The organism is Bacillus sp. PSXD-155 (genome assembly GCF_049310765.1).
Classification (GTDB): domain Bacteria; phylum Bacillota; class Bacilli; order Bacillales; family Bacillaceae_G; genus Bacillus_A; species Bacillus_A cereus.
Genome location: NZ_JBMOWC010000003.1, coordinates 334,236 through 353,418, shown reverse-complemented (window position 1 = coordinate 353,418; position 19,183 = coordinate 334,236). Strand labels below are relative to the sequence as shown.

Sequence of the window (19,183 nt, the reverse complement as noted above, 5' to 3'; positions counted from 1 at the left end):
TCATTTCACAAAAAGATTTGCTTAACAAAAAAGCCCCAGCCTAAAGGCTGAGACTTTTATTGATAATAAGGTGAGATCATTAAGTACACAATAACACCAGATAAACTTACATATAACCAAATTGGCATTGTCCAACGTACAATTTTACGGTGACGTGTTAATTGATTTGTAAAACCAAATACAAGTGCAAACAATGCAAGTGGTACGATAATTGCTGCTAGGATAATATGTGTAATTAAAATGATGAAATACACATATTTAATGAATCCTTCTCCGCCAAAATGTGTTGCCGGTGCTAAGTAATGATACGATAAATACGACACACAAAATAGTAAAGTTGTCGTAAATGCTGCAAGGATGAAACCACGATGCATTTTCACATTCTTTTTAATAATAGAGAATAACGCTGCTAATAAAAATACGAACGTAAAGCTATTAAAAATCGCGTTTAACATTGGTAAAATCGTTACATCAAAATGTACTTCTCCTTCATAGCCAACAGGTCCAAAGAACAAAAATAAAATAATCGCATTTACAATTACAGAAAGCGTTATCACAATAGGAGCATAGCTTTTCTGATTTGTTGATTGATCCACCAAAATGGTCACTCCCTCTTCCTTCAAGTATGTATACGTAACCTCACTATTTTAACATATTATTCACAGTGTAAATGTGACAATAGTTTGACACAGCAAGACAAAACAAAGAAAAAAATCCTTCTTAATAAAACTTCTTAAGAAGGATTTTATCGCTTTATTATTCAAATAGCAACGCGATTAATTTTTGTTAAAAAATGTATCGCTATATGCTTGAAAAATTTCAGACACTTGATATCCCATTAATGAAATTGCTGTTAATGAAAAGAAACCAATCATAAGAAATCGAAACCACATATAAATCTCCTCCTTGTATTTAGCTTAAAAAACGTTAGCTACCTTACAAGTTGCGTGGCACTCTTCATCATCACTTTCCTTCTTCTTTACAATTGCTGTAATAAATCGAATCATAAAGAAAACTACAAAAGGAAATTGTTCGTAATTCACATTGGCATAGTTTAGCAACGGCTCGCGCTGCACATCGAACGGAGATGAGAAGGAATAGAACATACCTTGCTCTTCCATATATACAATTACAATTTTCATGCAAAATACTATTCCTAGAAACGAAACAATATCTTGCCATTCTGTCGTATATAACAGGTTATACAGCTCTAATACGTACTCTTCCATCATCATCCCCCCTTCCTTTTTTACCATTTTGCTCGCCTTCGTATAAAAAGTCAAGAAAAAAGTTTATATCCACTATGACAATAGTAATTACTTGTTTCTATGATTATATATGATTCTTTTATAGCAATGACTGGGTGTAACTCTCTTCGAAAATAAGAAAATTAGAATCGAACAGATTCCTCATTCTTACTTTTAGGATTCAAAACTGTGCTATTTTTATTTCTATTAAAAATAAAATAAGAAAGTATGATAAGAACTGTAACAAACATTGTTAAAAGTGCTTGTGAACGTAAAGTATCAATTGCGAACATCGCAACTAAAACTGCTATAATAGCAGCAATTGTAACATACGTTACATACGGAAAAAGCCACATTTTCACTTTCAAATTTTTTTGTTCTACTTTCCCCATTTTTTTACGCATCTTTAAATGCGAAACTGCAATAACGAGATAAACTAGTAACGCAATCCCGCCAGATGCATTCACTAAAAACAAAAAGACTTTATCTGGAGAAATGTAACTAAAAACAACTCCAATATAAGCGAAGACCGTTCCAAATAAAACCGCTCGAACAGGAACACCACTACTGTTCAATTTTAAAAATGACTTTGGCGCATCTCTTCTTTCTGCCATTGAAAAAAGCATTCTTGAATTTGTATATAAGCCTGAATTTAAGCAAGAAAGTACAGCTGTTAAAACGATAAAATTCATAATTTGTGCTGCCGCTGGTATTCCTATATGTTCAAGTACAGCTACAAATGGACTTTTTAATATGTTAGCTGAATTCCATGGCAGTAGCGTAACAACTACCGCTATAGACCCAATAAAAAATACAAGAATACGCCAAATCACACTGTTTGTTGCTGTTTTTACTGCTTTTACAGGTTCTGCAGATTCACCAGCCGCTACTGCTACAATCTCTGATCCCATAAATGAAAATATAACAACAGTAATTCCAAGCAAGACCGAACTTATACCGTTTGGCATAAACCCACCTTGTCCAATTAAATTCGAAGTGCCGGGTGCTTCTGTTCCTGGAACAAATCCTAAAATAACAGCAAGACCTAGACAAAGGAACAAAACAATACTTATTACTTTAATAAAAGAAAACCAATATTCAAACTCTCCAAATGATTTCACCGAAAAAACGTTCGTCAGCGTTAATAAAATTGTTAATATTAAACTTAATAACCATAGCGGTATTTGTGGAATCCAATATTGGATAATACCAGCACCTGCTGTGGCTTCTATTGCAATAACAATTACCCAGAAAAACCAGTATAACCAGCCTATTGTATAACCCGCCCATGGACCAATTGCTTCTCTTGCATACGTTGCAAATGAACCACTTGTCGGATTTACAGCTGCCATTTCTCCTAGCATTCTCATGACGAAAATGACTAGAAGTCCTGCTAATGCATATGAAACGATAGAACCAGGTCCTGCCGAATGTACAACGGCACCACTTCCAACAAACAAACCAGCCCCTATTACGCCGCCAATTGAGATCATTGTAATGTGGCGTATTTTGAGATCTTTCTTTAGATTTTTATCCAACTCTTGTACATCCCCTTCCAAACTAAATTTTGAAATTTATGTAAGAGTACTGTGCGAAAGATTTTGTTCTATACGTTAAAATATATCAAAATATTCTGAATTTAACAATTGCAATTCAATCTCCTTCAAAAATTATTTCATTAGGTTTAATACTTTCCCACACACAATTGTTGAGAAAATTATAGTCCTCTTACAAAAGAAAGAATTTTCAGATATTATTAAACAAACAAGATTATACATCTAGACAACTTTTTGTATAGGAGTGTTGATATGTTAAACAAGTTCAAATTTTTTTGTTGTATTTTAGTACTGTTCTTACTACTACCGCTATCCCCTTTCCAAACACAAGCAGCAAACAATTTAGGTTCAAAATTACTCGTTGGATACTGGCATAACTTTGATAACGGTACTGGCATTATTAAATTAAAAGACGTTTCACCAAAATGGGATGTAATCAATGTATCTTTTGGTGAAACTGGTGGTGATCGTTCCACTGTTGAATTTTCTCCTGTGTATGGTACAGATGCAGACTTCAAATCAGATATTTCTTATTTAAAAAGTAAAGGAAAGAAAGTAGTTCTTTCAATAGGAGGACAAAATGGAGTCGTTTTACTTCCTGACAATGCCGCTAAGCAACGTTTTATTAATTCCATACAATCTCTAATCGATAAATACGGTTTTGATGGAATAGATATTGACCTTGAATCAGGTATTTACTTAAACGGAAATGACATTAATTTCAAAAACCCAACTACTCCCCAAATCGTAAATCTTATATCAGCTATTCGAACAATCTCAGATCATTATGGTCCAGATTTTCTATTAAGCATGGCTCCTGAAACAGCTTATGTTCAAGGCGGTTATAGCGCATACGGAAGTATCTGGGGTGCATATTTACCAATTATTTACGGAGTGAAAGATAAACTAACATACATTCACGTTCAACACTACAACGCTGGCAGCGGGGTTGGAATGGACGGTAATAACTACAATCAAGGTACTGCAGACTACGAAGTCGCTATGGCAGATATGCTCTTACATGGTTTTCCTGTAGGTGGTAATCCAAATAACATTTTCCCAGCTCTTCGCTCAGATCAAGTTATGATTGGGCTTCCAGCAGCACCAGCGGCAGCTCCAAGTGGTGGATACATTTCGCCAACTGAAATGAAAAAAGCTTTAAATTATATCATTAAAGGAGTTCCGTTCGGAGGAAAGTATAAACTTTCTAACCAGAGTGGCTATCCTGCATTCCGCGGCCTAATGTCTTGGTCTATTAATTGGGATGCAAAAAACAACTTTGAATTCTCTAGTAACTATAGAACATATTTTGATGGTCTTTCCTTGCAAAAATAATAAAAAACAACAATAGGTTATAGGACCTATTGTTGTTTTTATTTACCACAAATTACCACCTCTCGTTCATCAAAATCAAATTGAGAATGATGATGTGGAATTGAATACATTAGTTACTATTTTGCTTCAACACAAAAACTGAAAGTTCAGGTACACTCCAAAATCTAACAGGCATCCTAGTAGTCCCAATGCCACGATTTACATATAAATATAACAGCTTACTCTTCCCCTCTACTTCATACATACCTTCAACATAATTCTCAGCTAGTTTGGTAGTAATTAATGGACCTACAAAAGGAATTTGGACTTGTCCTCCGTGACTATGTCCTGACAGTTGAAGATCCATTGGGTAACGATTTATTTTGGTTACAACATCCGGCTCATGTACTAATAACATGTTGAAATCATTTTGTTTCAAGTTTTTTAAAGTTGAATCTATTTGTGGCTTCCCTAATAGAAAATCATCTAAACCTGATATTGTAATATATTTGCCGTTTTCCACTTTAATTTTCTGCACTTCATTTACTAATACAGAAAAACCAGCTTCCTCCATATATTTTTTGTAAAATAAACTACCGCCCCCGCCCCTATCATGATTCCCAAACACAGCATATTTCCCTAAGGGCGCGTAAATTTTCTGCAAAATAGCCTTTGCTTCTTCTCTTTCCGCACTATAAGACCCAAATTTATCTATTAAATCTCCAGTAAAAACTACGATATCTGGATGTATTTCATTCATCTTCTCCACCAAATGTTCAAGTTGCTTCAATGTAAACTCTGGCCCTAAATGTACATCTGAAAACTGCAATATTTTTTTATTATTAAACTCTTTAGGAATTGTAGAAGCTTCTATTTCATTCCACGTAACTGTTACTAGTTTTCGTTCTATTTCTGTCGCATAATAATACAAACTTACTGGTATCATTAATATACTTATAAAACTAATAATAAATATCTTTACGATTGATTTTTTTCGTTCTTTTTTTACATAATTCGTATTCATGTTTTCACCTCTAGAAACACTTTAAATCCTTATTGTTACATTCATGTCACAACATGAACAATGTTATCAATATGTAATTCCCTCTCTATTCACTTTGACAATTTTATACAGAAGTCATAACATATTTTTATAATACATAGATTTTTGAAATTTTTTCTATTCATTCCATCATTTTATTACGGAGGGGTTATTCATGTCTGTATTTACACCAGAAGAAATTACGGAACTTGCTGCGAATTCAGGAAGGAAAAAAGCTCATTTATCATTGCTCCCTATGCTAATTCTTGGTTTTTTTGGTGGCGCTTTTATCGCATTAGGGTATTTACTCGATATTCATGTTATTGGGACAATGCCAAAATATTGGGGATCATTTTCTAGTTTTCTAGGCGCTGCTGTATTCCCTGTTGGTCTCATTCTCGTTATTCTTGCAGGCGGCGAACTAGTAACTGGTAACATGATGACAGTTTCTATGGCCTGGCTCCAAAAGAAAATTACTTTATTTTATTTCATACGAAATTTAGTTATTGTTACATTTAGCAATTTCATAGGAGCTGTATTCGTAGCCTATTTTTTCGGTCATATCGTCGGCTTAACTGAAGGAGCTTTTTTAGCGAAAACTATTTCTATCGCTCAAGCGAAACTACAAGATACACCATTGCAAGCATTTATTTCTGCAATCGGATGTAATTGGCTCGTTTGTTTAGCTGTTTGGCTCAGTATGGGAAGTAAAGAATTTATCGGAAAGATTATCGGTATTTGGTTCCCAGTTATGACTTTTGTTGCGATTGGATTTCAACACGTTGTAGCAAATATGTTTGTCATCCCAGCCGCAATTTTTGCCGGTCATTTCACTTGGGCTGAATATTTTCCAAACTTTATTTTTGTTTTCTTTGGAAATTTAGTAGGAGGTATGTTATTTGTAGCACTACCTTACTTCATATCTTATAATAAGAAACTACCTTCTCATCAAGAGAAGACTGAAATGAAGAACAAATCTCTGTCCGCTTAAATGGAATGTCTATAAAATGTCCTAAAAAATATTACAAATTTCATTTTTTTTGCGAATATATGTACGTACACTTGTTCTCGAATGTTTTATACGTTATAATAACAACTTAAATAGCATTATTTACATATGAGGTGAAAAACATGAACAAAACAGAATTAATTAAAAACGTAGCACAAAATGCTGAGATTTCTCAAAAAGAAGCTACTGTAGTTGTACAAACTGTAGTAGAATCAATCACTAACACTTTAGCTGCTGGTGAAAAAGTACAACTTATCGGATTCGGTACATTCGAAGTTCGTGAAAGAGCTGCTCGTACAGGCCGTAACCCACAAACTGGTGAAGAAATGCAAATCGCAGCTTCTAAAGTACCTGCTTTCAAAGCTGGTAAAGAACTAAAAGAAGCTGTAAAATAATGAAAAATATCCTTCTCATTTATGAGAAGGATATTTTTTTCATAACATAATTAATAAAAATCTGACCATTATGCTGTTTCTTTTGTTCCTTTATGCAAATAAAACCTTTACTTTCAAAGAAAGGTTTTGCTGTAATACTCGCTTCTGTATAGATTTCCCTATGCCCTAGGTTCACTGCTTCTTTTTCTAACTTCTGTAATATGGATGAGGCTATCCTTTTCCCTTGATAATATTTATGTGTAAATAAACGATCTACGTAATGATCCTCATTATAATCTCCAAATCCGACTATCACACCGTTATGATCCGCTACATAACTAATATTCTTTTCTAAAGACTTTAACCAGCTTTCTCTATCTAGTCGATCTGGTGCCCATGCCTGTAGCTGTAACTCATTATAATCTTTTGCATTAACCGTATGAACTGTTTCATAGAACAATTGTAATACTCGATTTAAATCTTCTTTCTGAAATGTTCTAACTATAATATCTTTTAACATATATAAGTCTCCTTACCAAACTACCTCTTAACTTTTCTACTACATACGATTCAATAATTCTTCTTTATTATATCGTTTTAATTTCTATACGAACAAAAAAACAATACTTATTCAAAGTATTGTTTTTTAATTCTATTCAATTACTTAATGTAGCTTTTTAAGATTTTAATTTAACTCTTTGTAATCGTAATGCATTTAATACAACGGATACAGAACTAAATGCCATCGCTGCTCCAGCAACCCAAGGGGCTAAGAAGCCTAATGCCGCAATTGGAATTCCTAACGCGTTATAAGCTAATGCCCAGAATAAATTTTGTTTAATATTTCTTATCGTCATTTTACTCATAAAGATCGCATCAGCAATACTATTTAAATCACCGCGGATTAACGTTATATCCGCTGCTTCCATCGCTACATCCGTTCCCGTTCCAATTGCCATACCAATGTTCGCTGTAGCAAGAGCAGGAGCATCATTTATCCCATCTCCAACCATCGCTACTTTCTTACCATTTGCTTGCAGTTTTTTCACTTCTTCTGCTTTTCCTTCTGGCAATACTTCTGCAATTACGTGATCAATACCAACTTGCTTTGCAATCGCCTGAGCAGTTTGTGTATTATCTCCTGTAATCATCACAACGTCTAGACCCATTTTTTTCAGTCTTGCGATAGCTGCTTTTGAAGTATCTTTCACAGTATCTGCAACGGCAACTATACCAGCATATTCTTTATCGATTGCAATAAGCATTGCTGTTTTTCCTTCTCGTTCTAGCTCTTCCATTGATTTTGAAACTTCTTCAATATCAATATTGAATTTCTTCATTAATCGACGTGTGCCAATTAATAATTGTTTTCCTTCTACGACTGATTCGATACCGAATCCAGGAATCGCTTCAAACGTTTCTGAACCTGGAATATCAATTTTCTTTTCTTTAATTCCTTCTACAATCGCTTCTGCAAGTGGGTGTTCAGAATTTTTTTCTGCCGCACCTACTAAACGTAGTATTTCTTCTTCATGGAATCCATCTGCTACAATTATATCTGTTAACACAGGCTTTCCGTTTGTCACAGTACCTGTTTTATCTAGAATAACTGTATCTAATCGGTGCGTTGCTTCTAAATGCTCTCCACCTTTAAATAAAATACCATACTCAGCCGATCTTCCTGATCCTGCCATGATAGATGTAGGCGTTGCAAGACCTAATGCACATGGACAAGCGATAACAAGTACTGCTATCATTTTCTCAAGTGCTCCGCCAAAATCACCAGGTGTAACAAATATCATCCATACTGCAAATGTGATAATCGCAATCACAACTACAACCGGTACAAAAATACCTGAAATTTGATCCGCTACCCTTTGAATAGGAGCTTTTGAACCTTGTGCCTCTTCTACTACTTTAATGATTTGAGCTAATGCAGTATCTCTGCCTACTTTAGTTGCTTTCACTTTTAAAAAACCATTTTTATTTATTGTCGAACCTATTACTACATCCCCAATTGACTTATCAACAGGAATACTTTCACCCGTTAACATCGATTCATCAATCGCTGATTTTCCTTCTACAATCTCACCATCTACTGGTATTTTTTCACCAGGCTTTACATAGACGATATCACCAGCTACTACTTCTTCAATCAAAATTTTTATTTCTGTTCCATCTCGCACAACTGTAGCTGTCTTCGCTTGTAAACCCATCAATTTTTTAATTGCTTCTGATGAGCGCCCTTTTGCTTTCGCTTCAAATAATTTACCTAAAATAATTAATGTAATAAGTACCGCACTCGTTTCAAAATATAAATCTGTCATATGTTCCGAAGAACCAATAGATTGAATACTTAAATATACACTATAGAAATACGCGGCCGACGTTCCAAGTGCCACGAGGACATCCATATTAGCACTTTTATTGCGTAACGCTTTATAAGCCCCAACATAAAACTGTCCACCAATGATAAATTGAACAGGAGTTGCAAGTGCTAGTTGCACCCAAGGGTTCATTAACATATCTGGTAAATAAATAAATGACGTAAATGAGAAATGACTAACCATTGCCCATAATAATGGGAAAGATAAAATAAACGAAATAATAAACTTCTTCTTTTGTCTTTCAATTTCTTGTAATCGATGATCAGTTGATGCATCTTGATCATCTGGTTTCACTTCTAATTTATATCCTAGCTTCGTAATCGCGCTCTTCATTTCATTTACATTAACTTCATCAGGGTTAAAGTCTACTGTGGCTGATTCTAAAGCAAAATTTACTGTCGCCTTGTTCACACCATCTAACTTATTTAAACGCTTTTCAACTCTATTTGCACATGCTGCACATGTCATTCCTGAAACAGTAAATTCAGCTTTATCACTTACAATTCCATATCCTAATGATTCAACTTTTTCTTTAAATTGTTGCGGATTTGTTTTAGTTGGATCGTACATTATTTTTGTTTTTTCAAGCGCAAAATTTACATTTGCCTCATGAACACCTTCTACTTTTTTTAGACCTTTTTCAATTCTATTTGCACATGCCGCACATGTCATTCCTGATATTTGAAGATTGGCCTCTTTTTTTTCATTCATGCCTCTCACCTCTATATACCCTTATGAGGTATAATTATTAGCAAAATAAATCGTACTTCATTTAAAGTACGATTTATTTCCATATCTAAAAATAATTATTGAACATCGTATCCTTGATCTTCGATTACAGCAACGATATCTTTTAATGTTACAGCAGACGAGTCGATAGTAACTTCAACAGTTCCTTCTGCTAATTGAACCTTCACTTGTTCAACACCGTTTAGCTCTTTCACACTGCTTTCGATAGCATTTACACAATGTCCACAAGACATACCTTCAACTTGTAATGTTAACTGTTCCATTTAAAATCCTCCTCTTGTTTATTCATTGTTTGTTAATCACAATTACATCTTACCATACCCCCCTAAGGTAATCAATGGTTTTGTATCATGATTTTTCAATTATTTTCTAAAAGTTTATTTTACACACACTTTTTCACTACAATACACCAAAATCCAATATGAGGGTAAACAAAAAAACAAGCCAGTTAAATACTAGCTTGTTTTTACGCTTTTGAAAAACGTTCAAATACTGTCATTAATTCTTCAATTGCTTCGTCACCATTTCCATTTTTAATAGCTCCTGAAACACAATGACTCGTATGATTTTTGAGAACGCCCATCCCTACTTTTTTCATTGCTGCATTAATCGCTGAAATTTGCACTAAAATATCTACGCAATAACGATCATTTTCAATCATGTTTTGAATACCGCGGACCTGTCCTTCAATTCTCTTTAATCTATTTATAATCTGTTCTTTTTCTTTTTCTGATCTATGTGTTACTGCTTCATGCTCTTTATGATCCATATTATCACCTTCTTAAAGTTTCTCTTCATCCAATAAAACAATTGTTTTTTATGAGTATACCAATTATAGCATTAAATATCTACGCATGATACCCCATAAGAGTATATTTACACTTTATGATTATTCTTAACAACTCATTAGCTTCTTAATCTCAATTTTCAGTATACCCTTTCCTTTTTGCCAAAAAAATCATTATATCTCTCATCAAAATTCAATAAAGTGAAACAAGAATAAGCGGGGATTACCCGCCCCCGCTTATTCTTCGTCTATAATGTTTAAATTTAAATTTTCAGATATTTAATCCAAGAATTTTTCTTTCCATATATAATTATTGCTGATCACATACTTTTGTATCATTCACTACTGAAGTTCCTTCAACGGTTACCGTATGAAAACAGTCATTTACTCGAACTGTCACAACATTATCTTGCCGATCAATGATATGATATTCATTAAAATTTTTATTTAGAGCACTGCGAATTTGTTCTCCTTCATAAATTGGAATGCCATGCGATAGAACCCAAATAAGTCCAGCGATAGCAAGAATAGTTTTCATACGATCTACCTCCTTGGGAATATAGTGAACTTTTAATCCATGCTTTTTCAACTCTACGAATCATGATTGAAATAAACCAAGCCTTTTTGGAAATAAGTTCATTTCGTCTATTTTATGTTTATGCTAATTGTGACCGATGTGTGACAACTTTTTGTCTCTTTAGACGAAAAGTTGAAACAAAACTTTCGAAAAGGACAATTCTACATATTAAAAAAGGTTATGGAATGTTTTATCCATAACCTTTTTTCCTATACGTAACTAATAAACCTCAATCCTTTACTTAAAGACGTCGGCACAACAGATGCATGATTCTCCCCTTCAGCTTCATAAAACTTAAATTTAAGTTTATCGTGGTTTACTTGGAGAAGGCGCTCTGATAATTCATTTGCACCTACAACCATATGCTCTCGTTCAAGTGATCCAACTGTAAGGAACACTCCTGTTTCAAACTTAGCATTGTTTAATTCAATTATAAGGTTCTCTTCTTTTTTAAGAACGGATTTATTATTCCACCATATAGATGGACTACTAATAAAGTAATTTTGAAAAGCATTCAAGTTTGTAAATAGTATATGCAAAGCGAATAGGCCACCTAACGAATGCCCAAATAAAGTTTGCTTACCTTTATCAATCTCAAAATTCTTTTCAATTTGTGGTTTCAGTTCTTCTTCAATAAAAGTAAAGAAATTATGTGCTCCTCCTGTTTTAGGCCACGGTTTACCGTCTGGTTTTAAAGGGGCATCTTTTGAAATTACGCTAGGCGTAAAATCATAGCACCTTTCTTCCCCTGAAAATGCGCCTTCAATTGGATAACCCACTCCTACTATAATAGCTGGTGAAACACCGGTTTTTTCCGCTCTTACTGATTGTATTTTAACTGCTTCATGAAATGTTTGAAAAAAGGCATTGCCATCTAATACGTAAATGACAGGATATCCTGAATCCGGTGCTGGTTGCCTCGGCTTTGAAATATGAATTTGATATTCCTTACCTTCTAATTTTGAATACATTTTCCACTGCTCTGTATTAGATGTTATAATCTGCTGTTTTTCAACTGTAGTATTCACCCTATCCCCCCTTTTTTAACTTGTTACATATATTTCGATTTTTTCTTCTTGAGATACAACGCTATCATAACCGAAACAAACAGGAGCCCCGTTATACGGATCAATCATGACACGTGCATCAATATGAAATACTTCTTTTAACACTTCATTTGTAATGATTTCTTCCGGGCTACCAGTTGTAACAATTTCTCCTTCCTTCATTGCAATAATTTCATCTGAAAATCTTGCTGCATGGTTAATATCATGTAATACCATAACAACCGTACAATTATGTTCTTTATTTAACTTCTCCACAATTTGTAATACATCTAATTGATGAGACATATCAAGGTATGTAGTTGGCTCATCTAATAGCAACACTTCTGTCTCTTGTGCTAATGCCATCGCTAGCCATACCTTTTGTCTTTGACCACCTGATAAATTTGCAATTTGTCTCGTTCGAAATTCAGAAGTTTTCGTTATATCTAATGCCCAATCAATCATTTCTTTATCTTTTGTCGTTAACTTATTTACGTTATTTCGATGTGGATAGCGTCCATAAGAAATTAATTCTTCCACTTTAAGCTCACCTGGTGCAATTGGAGTTTGCGGGAGTAAAGCTAACTGCTTCGCAATTTCTTTCGTTGGAATTGTATGTAAATCCTGTCCTTGCAAATATACTTTACCGCTTTTTTGTTTTAAAATTCTTCCCATTGTTTTTAACAATGTCGATTTACCGCAACCGTTTGGACCTATAATTGTCGTTACTTTTCCTTCTTGTATTTCCACATTTAAATCGCGAAACACTGTAAGCTTTTCATAACTTGTTTCTAAATTTTTTGCACTTAAAATACTCACTTTTATTCCTCCTCTTACGCTTTCGCCTTATAAAGTAAATATAAGAAATACGGTACACCGACAATAGAAATAACGATTCCAACTGGTAGCTCTACAGGTGTAAAAACTGTTTTCGCAATAAAGTCTGAAGCAATTACAAGAAACATTCCGATTACGCCGCACGTAGGAATTATATACTTATGTTGAATACCGACAAGCCTTTTCGCTATATGCGGTGCCATTAAGCCAATAAAACCGATACTCCCTGAAACAGCAACACATGCGCTCACAAGCCCGATACTACTTAATAGTAAAATCGATTTCTCTCTTTCTACTGAAACACCTAAACTTGTAATACTCGTTTCTTCCAATTGAAATAAATCTAATAAATAAGCTTTCTTTTGTATAAGCGGAATTAAGATAATAAGCCATGGTAACATAGCCACAATATACTTCCAGTTTGCACTATATATGCTTCCAGACACCCACACTGCAGCCATTTCAAAATCAGTTGACTTCATTTTGAGTGATAAGTACATAGAAAAGGCTCCAAATCCTGATCCAATTGCAATCCCTGTTAATAAAAGTCGCTGCGAATCTAATTTACCGTTTTTCCAAGAAAACAGATAAATGATGATAGCTGCACCTAATCCGCCTACTAAACCAAACATTGGCATCATCATAATAGAAACCCAGTCTGTGCTTTTTAATTGCCCTTGAAAGAAAAACATAAAAATGACAATCGCTGTTCCTGCTCCGGCATTTACGCCTAAAATACCTGGGTCCGCCAACCCATTTCTCGTAATCCCTTGAATAACGGCACCCGCAACACCAAGGCCTAATCCTACTAATCCAGCAATTACGATGCGCGGAAGGCGAAACTCAAAAATAACTAAATCATGTTCTGGTACTGGATCAATTCTAAACAGTGTTTTAAATACATCTGTAATCGTAATATCGAACGTACCATTTGTTAAACTAATATAAATAGCACATAGTATTAAAAATATAATAATCCCCATCGTCATTCCGAAACGTTGACTTGAACTTTTAGGCATGTCTCTCTCCTCCTCTAGTACGGATTAAATAAAGGAAGAAAGGAATTCCAATTAAAGAGGTAACGACTCCAATAGGTGTTTCAAATGGATAGTTTACAAATCTACTCAAAACGTCACATAACGCTAAGAAAACGCCACCAATAACACCTGCACATGGCAAAATCCACTTATAATCTACCCCAATTATAAAGCGCGTAATGTGCGGAATAATTAAACCTACAAAACCAACTTTCCCCACTAAAGCAACTGCTGTTCCTGTTAAGAAAATTACCGATAAAATTGCCATCGCTTTAACTAGTTTTGTACGTTGCCCTAAATTAATAGAAACCTCTTCGCCTAATGAAAGAATGGTAATAGATTTTGATATTAACAGTGCTAAAATTATTCCAATTATCCCAAACGGTATCGTGATTTTAATGATATTAGGATCTACTTGATCTAACTTTGCATTAAACCAAAAACTAACATTTTGAGAAATTTGGAAATACGAAGCCATTGCAGCCGATGCACTACTTAAAAATGTTCCAATAACTGTTCCTATAATCGCTAACCTAACTGGTGATAAGCCATTTTGAAGGAGCGAACCAAAACCAAACACGATACCGGCTCCTAGTGCAGAACCAATCATTGAACATAAAACCATACCAATTGATGACATTCCCGGAAGAAAAATCATGCTAAGTGTAATAACAAAGGCAGCGCCATCCGTCACACCCATAATAGAAGGGGATGCAAGATAGTTTCTTGTCATCCCCTGCATAAGTGCTCCTGATATGGCTAGAAATGCTCCGACTAAAAGAGCTGCAACTACCCTTGGTAAACGTGAAGTAATAATAATATTATGATTTACATCGCTTGAATCAAAATGAAATAATGCGTTCCACACTGTTTCAGCGTCAATACTTTTTGCCCCATACAAAATCGAAAGTATAACTGTAAATAAGATGAGTATGGGTGCTATACATAATATAGTTACTGGTACTGCATTTGTTTTCTGCATATCATTCAACGCACCTTACTTATTGTATTATTTAGATAAATTTTTCACGGCTTCTTTTAAGAATGCTGTTTTACTCCAAGCTGTACCACCTTGTGCCATTGGATCTACAACATTTACAAATACTTTCTTTTCCTTCGCAGCATTCATACTTTGCCAAATTGGATTACTTTCAATTTCTTCTAACACTTTCGGGTTTTTATTTTCACTTGCCTCATATTGTAAGAAAATATAATCTGGGTTAAGTTCAGCAAGTTTTTCAAATGAAATTTTCTCTTGTGCTTTTACAGTTTTCAATTGTTCTGGAGCAGTTAGTCCAAGATCTTTATAAATTACAGGGTTGAAGTATACTCCTTCTGGATATAGGAATAATTCGTTTGCTCTTAGTCTTATGACAAGTACTTTTTTATCTTTTAACTTATCTCCTAGTTTTGCTTTTGCTTTTTCAGCGTCCGAATTGTAATCCTTAATAATTTTTTCTGCTTTATCTTTTTTACCAGTTAATTCTCCCATTAACTTTAAGTTATCTTCCCAATTTGTTGAAACGTGTGATACCGGGAATGTAGGAGCTACTTTCGTAAACTTTTCAGCTGTTTCTGCTGGGAATTTCGTACTCGATGTAATAACATCTGGTTTTAATTGTAGTAATGTTTCGAAATTGGGTTGCATTTTCTCACCAACAGATTTCGCACCTTCTAACTCTTTTTCAAGATATTTTGGTAATTTACCACCTACAGTAATGGCACCAACTGGTTTAATTCCAAGTACTGCCGCATCTTCCATTGACTCTAAACTAGCTGTCGCAATTTTATCTACTTTTGCTGGCACTGTATACTCTTTACCTAAATATGTGATTTTTCGTTTTTCATCTTTTTTCGTTTCCGTAGCTTTTGTCTGTTGTTTTTGCTCGCCTGAAGTTTTATCCGCACTATTACATGCCGCTAAACCTACACTTAAAACTGTAACCATCCCTAAAGTAAATAATTTCTTGTTCATCTTTATATGTCTCCTCTCGAATTTTCAAACTATATTCTCAATAAAATTTAACTATATGAACCTTGTCCCATATATATATTTCATTAGATTAATAATTTTATCCAGAACTCATTCCCGTTCACTTCCCCTAGACTATAATTCTTTTACACCTTCATCACTTGATAATCATTTTCACTGATAATGATTATCGTTACTAAGTATATATTTAATATGAAATTATTTCAAGAATGATTTGAAAAATTTTAACAAACTGAATTAAAAAAAGAAGTATCTCCCTAATATTAGGGAGATACTTCTTTTTTTAGAAATTTATATGTAATTCAACTGGACAATGGTCTGACCCCATTACTTCACTATTAATTTTCGCTTCTGTTATTTGGTCTTTCATTCTTTCCGAAACAACAAAATAATCTAAACGCCATCCGATATTTTTCGCTCTCGCGCCCATACGATACGACCACCACGAGTATGCACCTTCTTGATTAGGATAAAGGTAACGATATGTATCAATAAATCCTTCTTCTAAAATACATGAAAATTTCTCTCGTTCCTCATCAGAGAATCCAGGATTTTTACGATTACTTTTCGGATTTTTCAAATCGATTTCTTTATGAGCAACATTTAAGTCTCCACAAAAAATAACTGGTTTCTTCTCATCTAATCGTTTGATATAGGACCTGAAATCATCTTCCCATTTCATTCTGTAATCTAATCGTTCTAATCCACGTTTTGAATTTGGTGTATATAACGTTATCATGTAAAAATCTTCGAATTCTAAAGTAATAAGTCGCCCTTCTTGATCATGCTCTTCAATGCCTAAACCATATGTAACTGAAAGCGGTTCTTTTTTCGAAAAAATAGCAGTTCCTGAATATCCTTTTTTCACAGCATAATTCCAGTATGTATAATATCCCTCTAAATTTAAATCAATTTGCCCTTCTTGTAATTTAATCTCTTGTAGACAAAATATGTCAGCACTTGATTCCTCAAGATATTCCAAAAATCCACCTTTTGCGATAACAGCTCGCAAACCATTTACATTCCATGAAATTAACTTCATTTATAGTCCTCCTCTTGATGTTTATTTCCAAATTTCATGCTATCACAAAATAGAAAACAATCATATTTTCACCTTTGTAATCTTGCTCTTACATTTATGAATACATACATACGCACTTTATTCAGGTTATACTAATTTCAGAGGTGATGTTCTATGCACAATGAAGGAGTTACATTAACAAATGAGTATTGGCAAGCAATTATTCATAATGATTCTTCCTATGATAGCAAATTCTTTTATGCTGTGAAATCAACTGGAATCTTTTGCAGACCATCATGCAAATCAAGAATACCGAATAGAAACAATGTACGAATTTTTCATCATGCAGAGCAAGCATTAAGTGAGAACTTTCGCCCGTGCAAACGTTGTAAGCCAAATGGGATCACTTTACCTAATGAAGAGTGGGTAGAACAAATTAAAGACTATATCGAAAAGCATTATGACGAATCCTTAACTCTCGACATGCTTGCGGAAATGTGTCACGGTAGCCCTTTTCATTTACAACGTACTTTCAAAAGAATAATAGGGTTAACTCCTATAGAATATATACAACAATTCAGGGTTCTTAAAGCAACCGAATACCTTTTACAAACAAATCAATCTATTAAAGAAATTAGTACTGCTGTCGGGATAGAAAACCCAGAGTATTTCGCTACTTTATTTAAAAAGAAAACCGGATTTACTCCTACTGAATATCGAAAAAAGAACGAAATGAAAGAGGGATACGATAATGAATTCCTACAAAAATAATTATATATATTGGACGCTACTTACACATAAAAATTGGCGATTTCATATTGCTGCAACTGAAAATGGACTATGTTTCATTGGATCACAAGACGAAAACTTTGAAGAATTAAATATATGGGCTAGAAAAAAACTGCCCCAACATATATTGACCCATAGTCCAGATTACTTGCAAATATATACGCAAGAAGTTATCGAGTATTTAGAAAACAAGCGAGAAACTTTCACATTTCCTATCGATGCTTATGGAACTAATTTTCAATTATCTGTTTGGAATACGGTACGTGAAATTCCTTATGGAAAGACATATTCTTATACAGAAATTGCTGAAAGAATTCAAAAACCTAAAGCTGTGCGCGCCGTTGCTTCTGCTATTGCTGCTAATCCTCTTCTTATTACCATTCCTTGTCACCGCGTTATTGGGAAGAATGGGAAACTAACCGGATTTAGGGGCGGATTAGAAATGAAGAAAAAATTGCTTACATTAGAAAAGTTGCAGGTGGAATTCATATGACAACAGAATATAATAGCGCATTATCTATAGCAGTTCCAAAAGAATTTTGTTTCCAAGAAAATTTACGTTATCTATCACGTTCTAACAATGAATGTATGTTCCATATTGAAGATAACAAAATTTATAAAGTTATCCCTGTTCAAGATGTAAATCCTTTAGTTGAAATTAGTGTGAATACAGATGGAAATATTCAAATACGTTGTTTAGAAGAACCATATACATCTGAAAAATCGATACGTGAAGCTGTAGTTAACTATGTAAAAGAATGGTTTGATTTAACTACTGATTTAGCCCCATTTTATACATTAGCTAAACATGATTTACTCCTTCAAGGACCAATTGAACAATATTATGGCCTTCGTACTTTAGGCATTCCAGACTTATTTGAGGCACTTTCCTGGGGAATTATCGGTCAACAAATTAACCTAACATATGCTTATACGCTAAAAAGGAGATTAGTTGAGCAATTTGGAAGTTATGTAGAATGGGACGGTAGAAAACATTGGATATTCCCATCACCTGAAACAATTGCAAATCTACATGTAGAAAATCTTCAACAATTAAAAATGACGACTAGAAAATGTGAATATTTAATCGGTATTGCGAAGCTTATTACAGAGAGAAAATTATCAAAAGAGGATTTACTGCAAACACAAGATGTAAAGGTTGCTGAGAAACAATTAACTGCTATCCATGGTATAGGACCATGGACTGCCAACTATGTTTTAATGCGTTGTTTAAGATTTCCTTCGGCTTTTCCAATTGATGATGTTGGTCTGCATAATGCAATTAAATTTATAACAGGTTCCGAAAATAAACCGACAAAAAATGAAATAAAAGATTTCGCGGCAAACTGGGCTAATTGGGAGTCTTATGCGACTTTTTATTTGTGGCGAGTACTATATTAAAAGAACCAAGTAGCAC

At 34.1% G+C, this 19,183-nt stretch carries 21 protein-coding genes; 6 read left to right on the top strand and 15 right to left on the bottom strand.

Translation table 11 applies throughout. The annotated features are described in order from the left end of the window. Positions 1-56: 56 nt before the first annotated feature. The 3 genes from ACO6VI_RS04570 to gabP form a co-directional block, all read right to left on the bottom strand. Positions 57-599, bottom strand: a complete 543-nt coding sequence (locus ACO6VI_RS04570; RefSeq protein WP_000228315.1) for a DUF420 domain-containing protein — start codon at positions 597-599, stop codon at positions 57-59. Positions 600-917: 318 nt separating this feature from the next. Beyond that, a complete protein-coding gene (locus ACO6VI_RS04565) occupies positions 918-1,256 on the bottom strand; it encodes a hypothetical protein (RefSeq protein ID WP_003271231.1) in 339 nt (112 codons plus the stop codon). Between the two features lie 134 nt (positions 1,257-1,390). Continuing rightward, on the bottom strand, positions 1,391-2,785 hold the full coding sequence (gabP, locus tag ACO6VI_RS04560; RefSeq protein WP_078994044.1) for a GABA permease: 1,395 nt from the start codon (positions 2,783-2,785) through the stop codon (positions 1,391-1,393). Positions 2,786-3,055: 270 nt separating this feature from the next. On the opposite strand from gabP, the gene ACO6VI_RS04555 reads away from it, so the two are divergent. Further along, entirely contained in the window at positions 3,056-4,138 is a 1,083-nt protein-coding gene (locus ACO6VI_RS04555) for a chitinase (RefSeq protein WP_023522801.1), read from the top strand. A 109-nt stretch (positions 4,139-4,247) separates the two neighbouring features. Here ACO6VI_RS04555 and ACO6VI_RS04550 read toward each other — a convergent pair whose 3' ends face one another. Then, entirely contained in the window at positions 4,248-5,141 is an 894-nt protein-coding gene (locus ACO6VI_RS04550; protein WP_023522802.1) for a metallophosphoesterase, read from the bottom strand. 193 nt (positions 5,142-5,334) lie between these two features. On the opposite strand from ACO6VI_RS04550, the gene ACO6VI_RS04545 reads away from it, so the two are divergent. Continuing rightward, the gene (locus ACO6VI_RS04545; protein ID WP_000110542.1) at positions 5,335-6,150 is read left to right on the top strand and encodes a formate/nitrite transporter family protein; all 816 of its coding nucleotides are present in this window, start codon (positions 5,335-5,337) and stop codon (positions 6,148-6,150) included. Positions 6,151-6,290: 140 nt separating this feature from the next. Then, positions 6,291-6,563 carry an HU family DNA-binding protein gene (locus ACO6VI_RS04540; protein WP_001043904.1) on the top strand — a complete coding sequence of 91 codons (273 nt, stop codon included), beginning with the start codon at positions 6,291-6,293 and terminating at the stop codon, positions 6,561-6,563. Between the two features lie 19 nt (positions 6,564-6,582). Here ACO6VI_RS04540 and ACO6VI_RS04535 read toward each other — a convergent pair whose 3' ends face one another. From ACO6VI_RS04535 to ACO6VI_RS04485, 11 genes are all read right to left on the bottom strand, one after another. Then, positions 6,583-7,062: a GNAT family N-acetyltransferase gene (locus ACO6VI_RS04535; RefSeq protein ID WP_078994042.1), complete on the bottom strand. Its 480-nt coding sequence runs from the start codon at positions 7,060-7,062 to the stop codon at positions 6,583-6,585. Between the two features lie 157 nt (positions 7,063-7,219). Beyond that, on the bottom strand, positions 7,220-9,640 hold the full coding sequence (locus tag ACO6VI_RS04530; protein WP_088019829.1) for a heavy metal translocating P-type ATPase: 2,421 nt from the start codon (positions 9,638-9,640) through the stop codon (positions 7,220-7,222). A 95-nt stretch (positions 9,641-9,735) separates the two neighbouring features. Continuing rightward, on the bottom strand, positions 9,736-9,942 hold the full coding sequence (gene copZ, locus ACO6VI_RS04525) for a copper chaperone CopZ (protein ID WP_000436973.1): 207 nt from the start codon (positions 9,940-9,942) through the stop codon (positions 9,736-9,738). Between the two features lie 203 nt (positions 9,943-10,145). Continuing rightward, positions 10,146-10,448: a metal-sensing transcriptional repressor gene (locus tag ACO6VI_RS04520; RefSeq protein WP_000349637.1), complete on the bottom strand. Its 303-nt coding sequence runs from the start codon at positions 10,446-10,448 to the stop codon at positions 10,146-10,148. Positions 10,449-10,776: 328 nt separating this feature from the next. Beyond that, on the bottom strand, positions 10,777-11,004 hold the full coding sequence (locus ACO6VI_RS04515) for a hypothetical protein (protein ID WP_000849103.1): 228 nt from the start codon (positions 11,002-11,004) through the stop codon (positions 10,777-10,779). Between the two features lie 248 nt (positions 11,005-11,252). Continuing rightward, positions 11,253-12,071 (bottom strand): alpha/beta hydrolase, encoded by an 819-nt coding sequence (locus ACO6VI_RS04510; RefSeq protein WP_063548415.1) that lies wholly within the window; start codon positions 12,069-12,071, stop codon positions 11,253-11,255. A gap of 15 nt (positions 12,072-12,086) precedes the next feature. Beyond that, the gene (locus tag ACO6VI_RS04505; RefSeq protein WP_000025764.1) at positions 12,087-12,908 is read right to left on the bottom strand and encodes an ABC transporter ATP-binding protein; all 822 of its coding nucleotides are present in this window, start codon (positions 12,906-12,908) and stop codon (positions 12,087-12,089) included. A 14-nt stretch (positions 12,909-12,922) separates the two neighbouring features. Continuing rightward, positions 12,923-13,945, bottom strand: a complete 1,023-nt coding sequence (locus ACO6VI_RS04500; protein WP_023522806.1) for a FecCD family ABC transporter permease — start codon at positions 13,943-13,945, stop codon at positions 12,923-12,925. Further along, entirely contained in the window at positions 13,938-14,945 is a 1,008-nt protein-coding gene (locus ACO6VI_RS04495; RefSeq protein WP_023522807.1) for a FecCD family ABC transporter permease, read from the bottom strand. Before ACO6VI_RS04495 ends, ACO6VI_RS04500 begins: the two co-directional genes overlap by 8 nt. 27 nt (positions 14,946-14,972) lie before the next feature. Then, positions 14,973-15,938: an iron-hydroxamate ABC transporter substrate-binding protein gene (locus tag ACO6VI_RS04490; protein ID WP_001035506.1), complete on the bottom strand. Its 966-nt coding sequence runs from the start codon at positions 15,936-15,938 to the stop codon at positions 14,973-14,975. Positions 15,939-16,239: 301 nt separating this feature from the next. Then, positions 16,240-16,998 (bottom strand): exodeoxyribonuclease III, encoded by a 759-nt coding sequence (locus ACO6VI_RS04485; RefSeq protein ID WP_000767621.1) that lies wholly within the window; start codon positions 16,996-16,998, stop codon positions 16,240-16,242. A 153-nt stretch (positions 16,999-17,151) separates the two neighbouring features. On the opposite strand from ACO6VI_RS04485, the gene ACO6VI_RS04480 reads away from it, so the two are divergent. From ACO6VI_RS04480 to ACO6VI_RS04470, 3 genes are read left to right on the top strand one after another with little or no spacing between them, the layout of a single operon-like run. After that, positions 17,152-17,748, top strand: a complete 597-nt coding sequence (locus ACO6VI_RS04480) for a bifunctional transcriptional activator/DNA repair enzyme AdaA (RefSeq protein WP_016123262.1) — start codon at positions 17,152-17,154, stop codon at positions 17,746-17,748. Further along, positions 17,729-18,259, top strand: coding sequence for a methylated-DNA--[protein]-cysteine S-methyltransferase (locus ACO6VI_RS04475; protein WP_001089840.1), 531 nt, complete (start codon positions 17,729-17,731; stop codon positions 18,257-18,259). The genes ACO6VI_RS04480 and ACO6VI_RS04475 overlap by 20 nt, the downstream gene beginning before the upstream one ends. Further along, entirely contained in the window at positions 18,256-19,167 is a 912-nt protein-coding gene (locus ACO6VI_RS04470) for a DNA glycosylase (protein ID WP_023522808.1), read from the top strand. Before ACO6VI_RS04475 ends, ACO6VI_RS04470 begins: the two co-directional genes overlap by 4 nt. Positions 19,168-19,183 lie beyond the last annotated feature (16 nt).

What these genes read in the sequence shown, in the direction of transcription:
- ACO6VI_RS04550 (WP_023522802.1), bottom strand. Translation starts at nt 5,141, where the DNA reads ATGAATACGAATTATGTAAAAAAAGAACGAAAAAAATCAATCGTAAAG.
- ACO6VI_RS04545 (WP_000110542.1), top strand. Translation starts at nt 5,335, where the DNA reads ATGTCTGTATTTACACCAGAAGAAATTACGGAACTTGCTGCGAATTCA.
- ACO6VI_RS04490 (WP_001035506.1), bottom strand. Translation starts at nt 15,938, where the DNA reads ATGAACAAGAAATTATTTACTTTAGGGATGGTTACAGTTTTAAGTGTA.
- ACO6VI_RS04565 (WP_003271231.1), bottom strand. Translation starts at nt 1,256, where the DNA reads ATGGTAAAAAAGGAAGGGGGGATGATGATGGAAGAGTACGTATTAGAG.
- ACO6VI_RS04530 (WP_088019829.1), bottom strand. Translation starts at nt 9,640, where the DNA reads ATGAATGAAAAAAAAGAGGCCAATCTTCAAATATCAGGAATGACATGT.
- ACO6VI_RS04480 (WP_016123262.1), top strand. Translation starts at nt 17,152, where the DNA reads ATGCACAATGAAGGAGTTACATTAACAAATGAGTATTGGCAAGCAATT.
- ACO6VI_RS04475 (WP_001089840.1), top strand. Translation starts at nt 17,729, where the DNA reads ATGAATTCCTACAAAAATAATTATATATATTGGACGCTACTTACACAT.
- ACO6VI_RS04515 (WP_000849103.1), bottom strand. Translation starts at nt 11,004, where the DNA reads ATGAAAACTATTCTTGCTATCGCTGGACTTATTTGGGTTCTATCGCAT.
- ACO6VI_RS04495 (WP_023522807.1), bottom strand. Translation starts at nt 14,945, where the DNA reads ATGCAGAAAACAAATGCAGTACCAGTAACTATATTATGTATAGCACCC.
- ACO6VI_RS04500 (WP_023522806.1), bottom strand. Translation starts at nt 13,945, where the DNA reads ATGCCTAAAAGTTCAAGTCAACGTTTCGGAATGACGATGGGGATTATT.
- ACO6VI_RS04555 (WP_023522801.1), top strand. Translation starts at nt 3,056, where the DNA reads ATGTTAAACAAGTTCAAATTTTTTTGTTGTATTTTAGTACTGTTCTTA.
- ACO6VI_RS04485 (WP_000767621.1), bottom strand. Translation starts at nt 16,998, where the DNA reads ATGAAGTTAATTTCATGGAATGTAAATGGTTTGCGAGCTGTTATCGCA.
- ACO6VI_RS04535 (WP_078994042.1), bottom strand. Translation starts at nt 7,062, where the DNA reads ATGTTAAAAGATATTATAGTTAGAACATTTCAGAAAGAAGATTTAAAT.
- ACO6VI_RS04470 (WP_023522808.1), top strand. Translation starts at nt 18,256, where the DNA reads ATGACAACAGAATATAATAGCGCATTATCTATAGCAGTTCCAAAAGAA.
- ACO6VI_RS04540 (WP_001043904.1), top strand. Translation starts at nt 6,291, where the DNA reads ATGAACAAAACAGAATTAATTAAAAACGTAGCACAAAATGCTGAGATT.
- ACO6VI_RS04520 (WP_000349637.1), bottom strand. Translation starts at nt 10,448, where the DNA reads ATGGATCATAAAGAGCATGAAGCAGTAACACATAGATCAGAAAAAGAA.
- copZ (WP_000436973.1), bottom strand. Translation starts at nt 9,942, where the DNA reads ATGGAACAGTTAACATTACAAGTTGAAGGTATGTCTTGTGGACATTGT.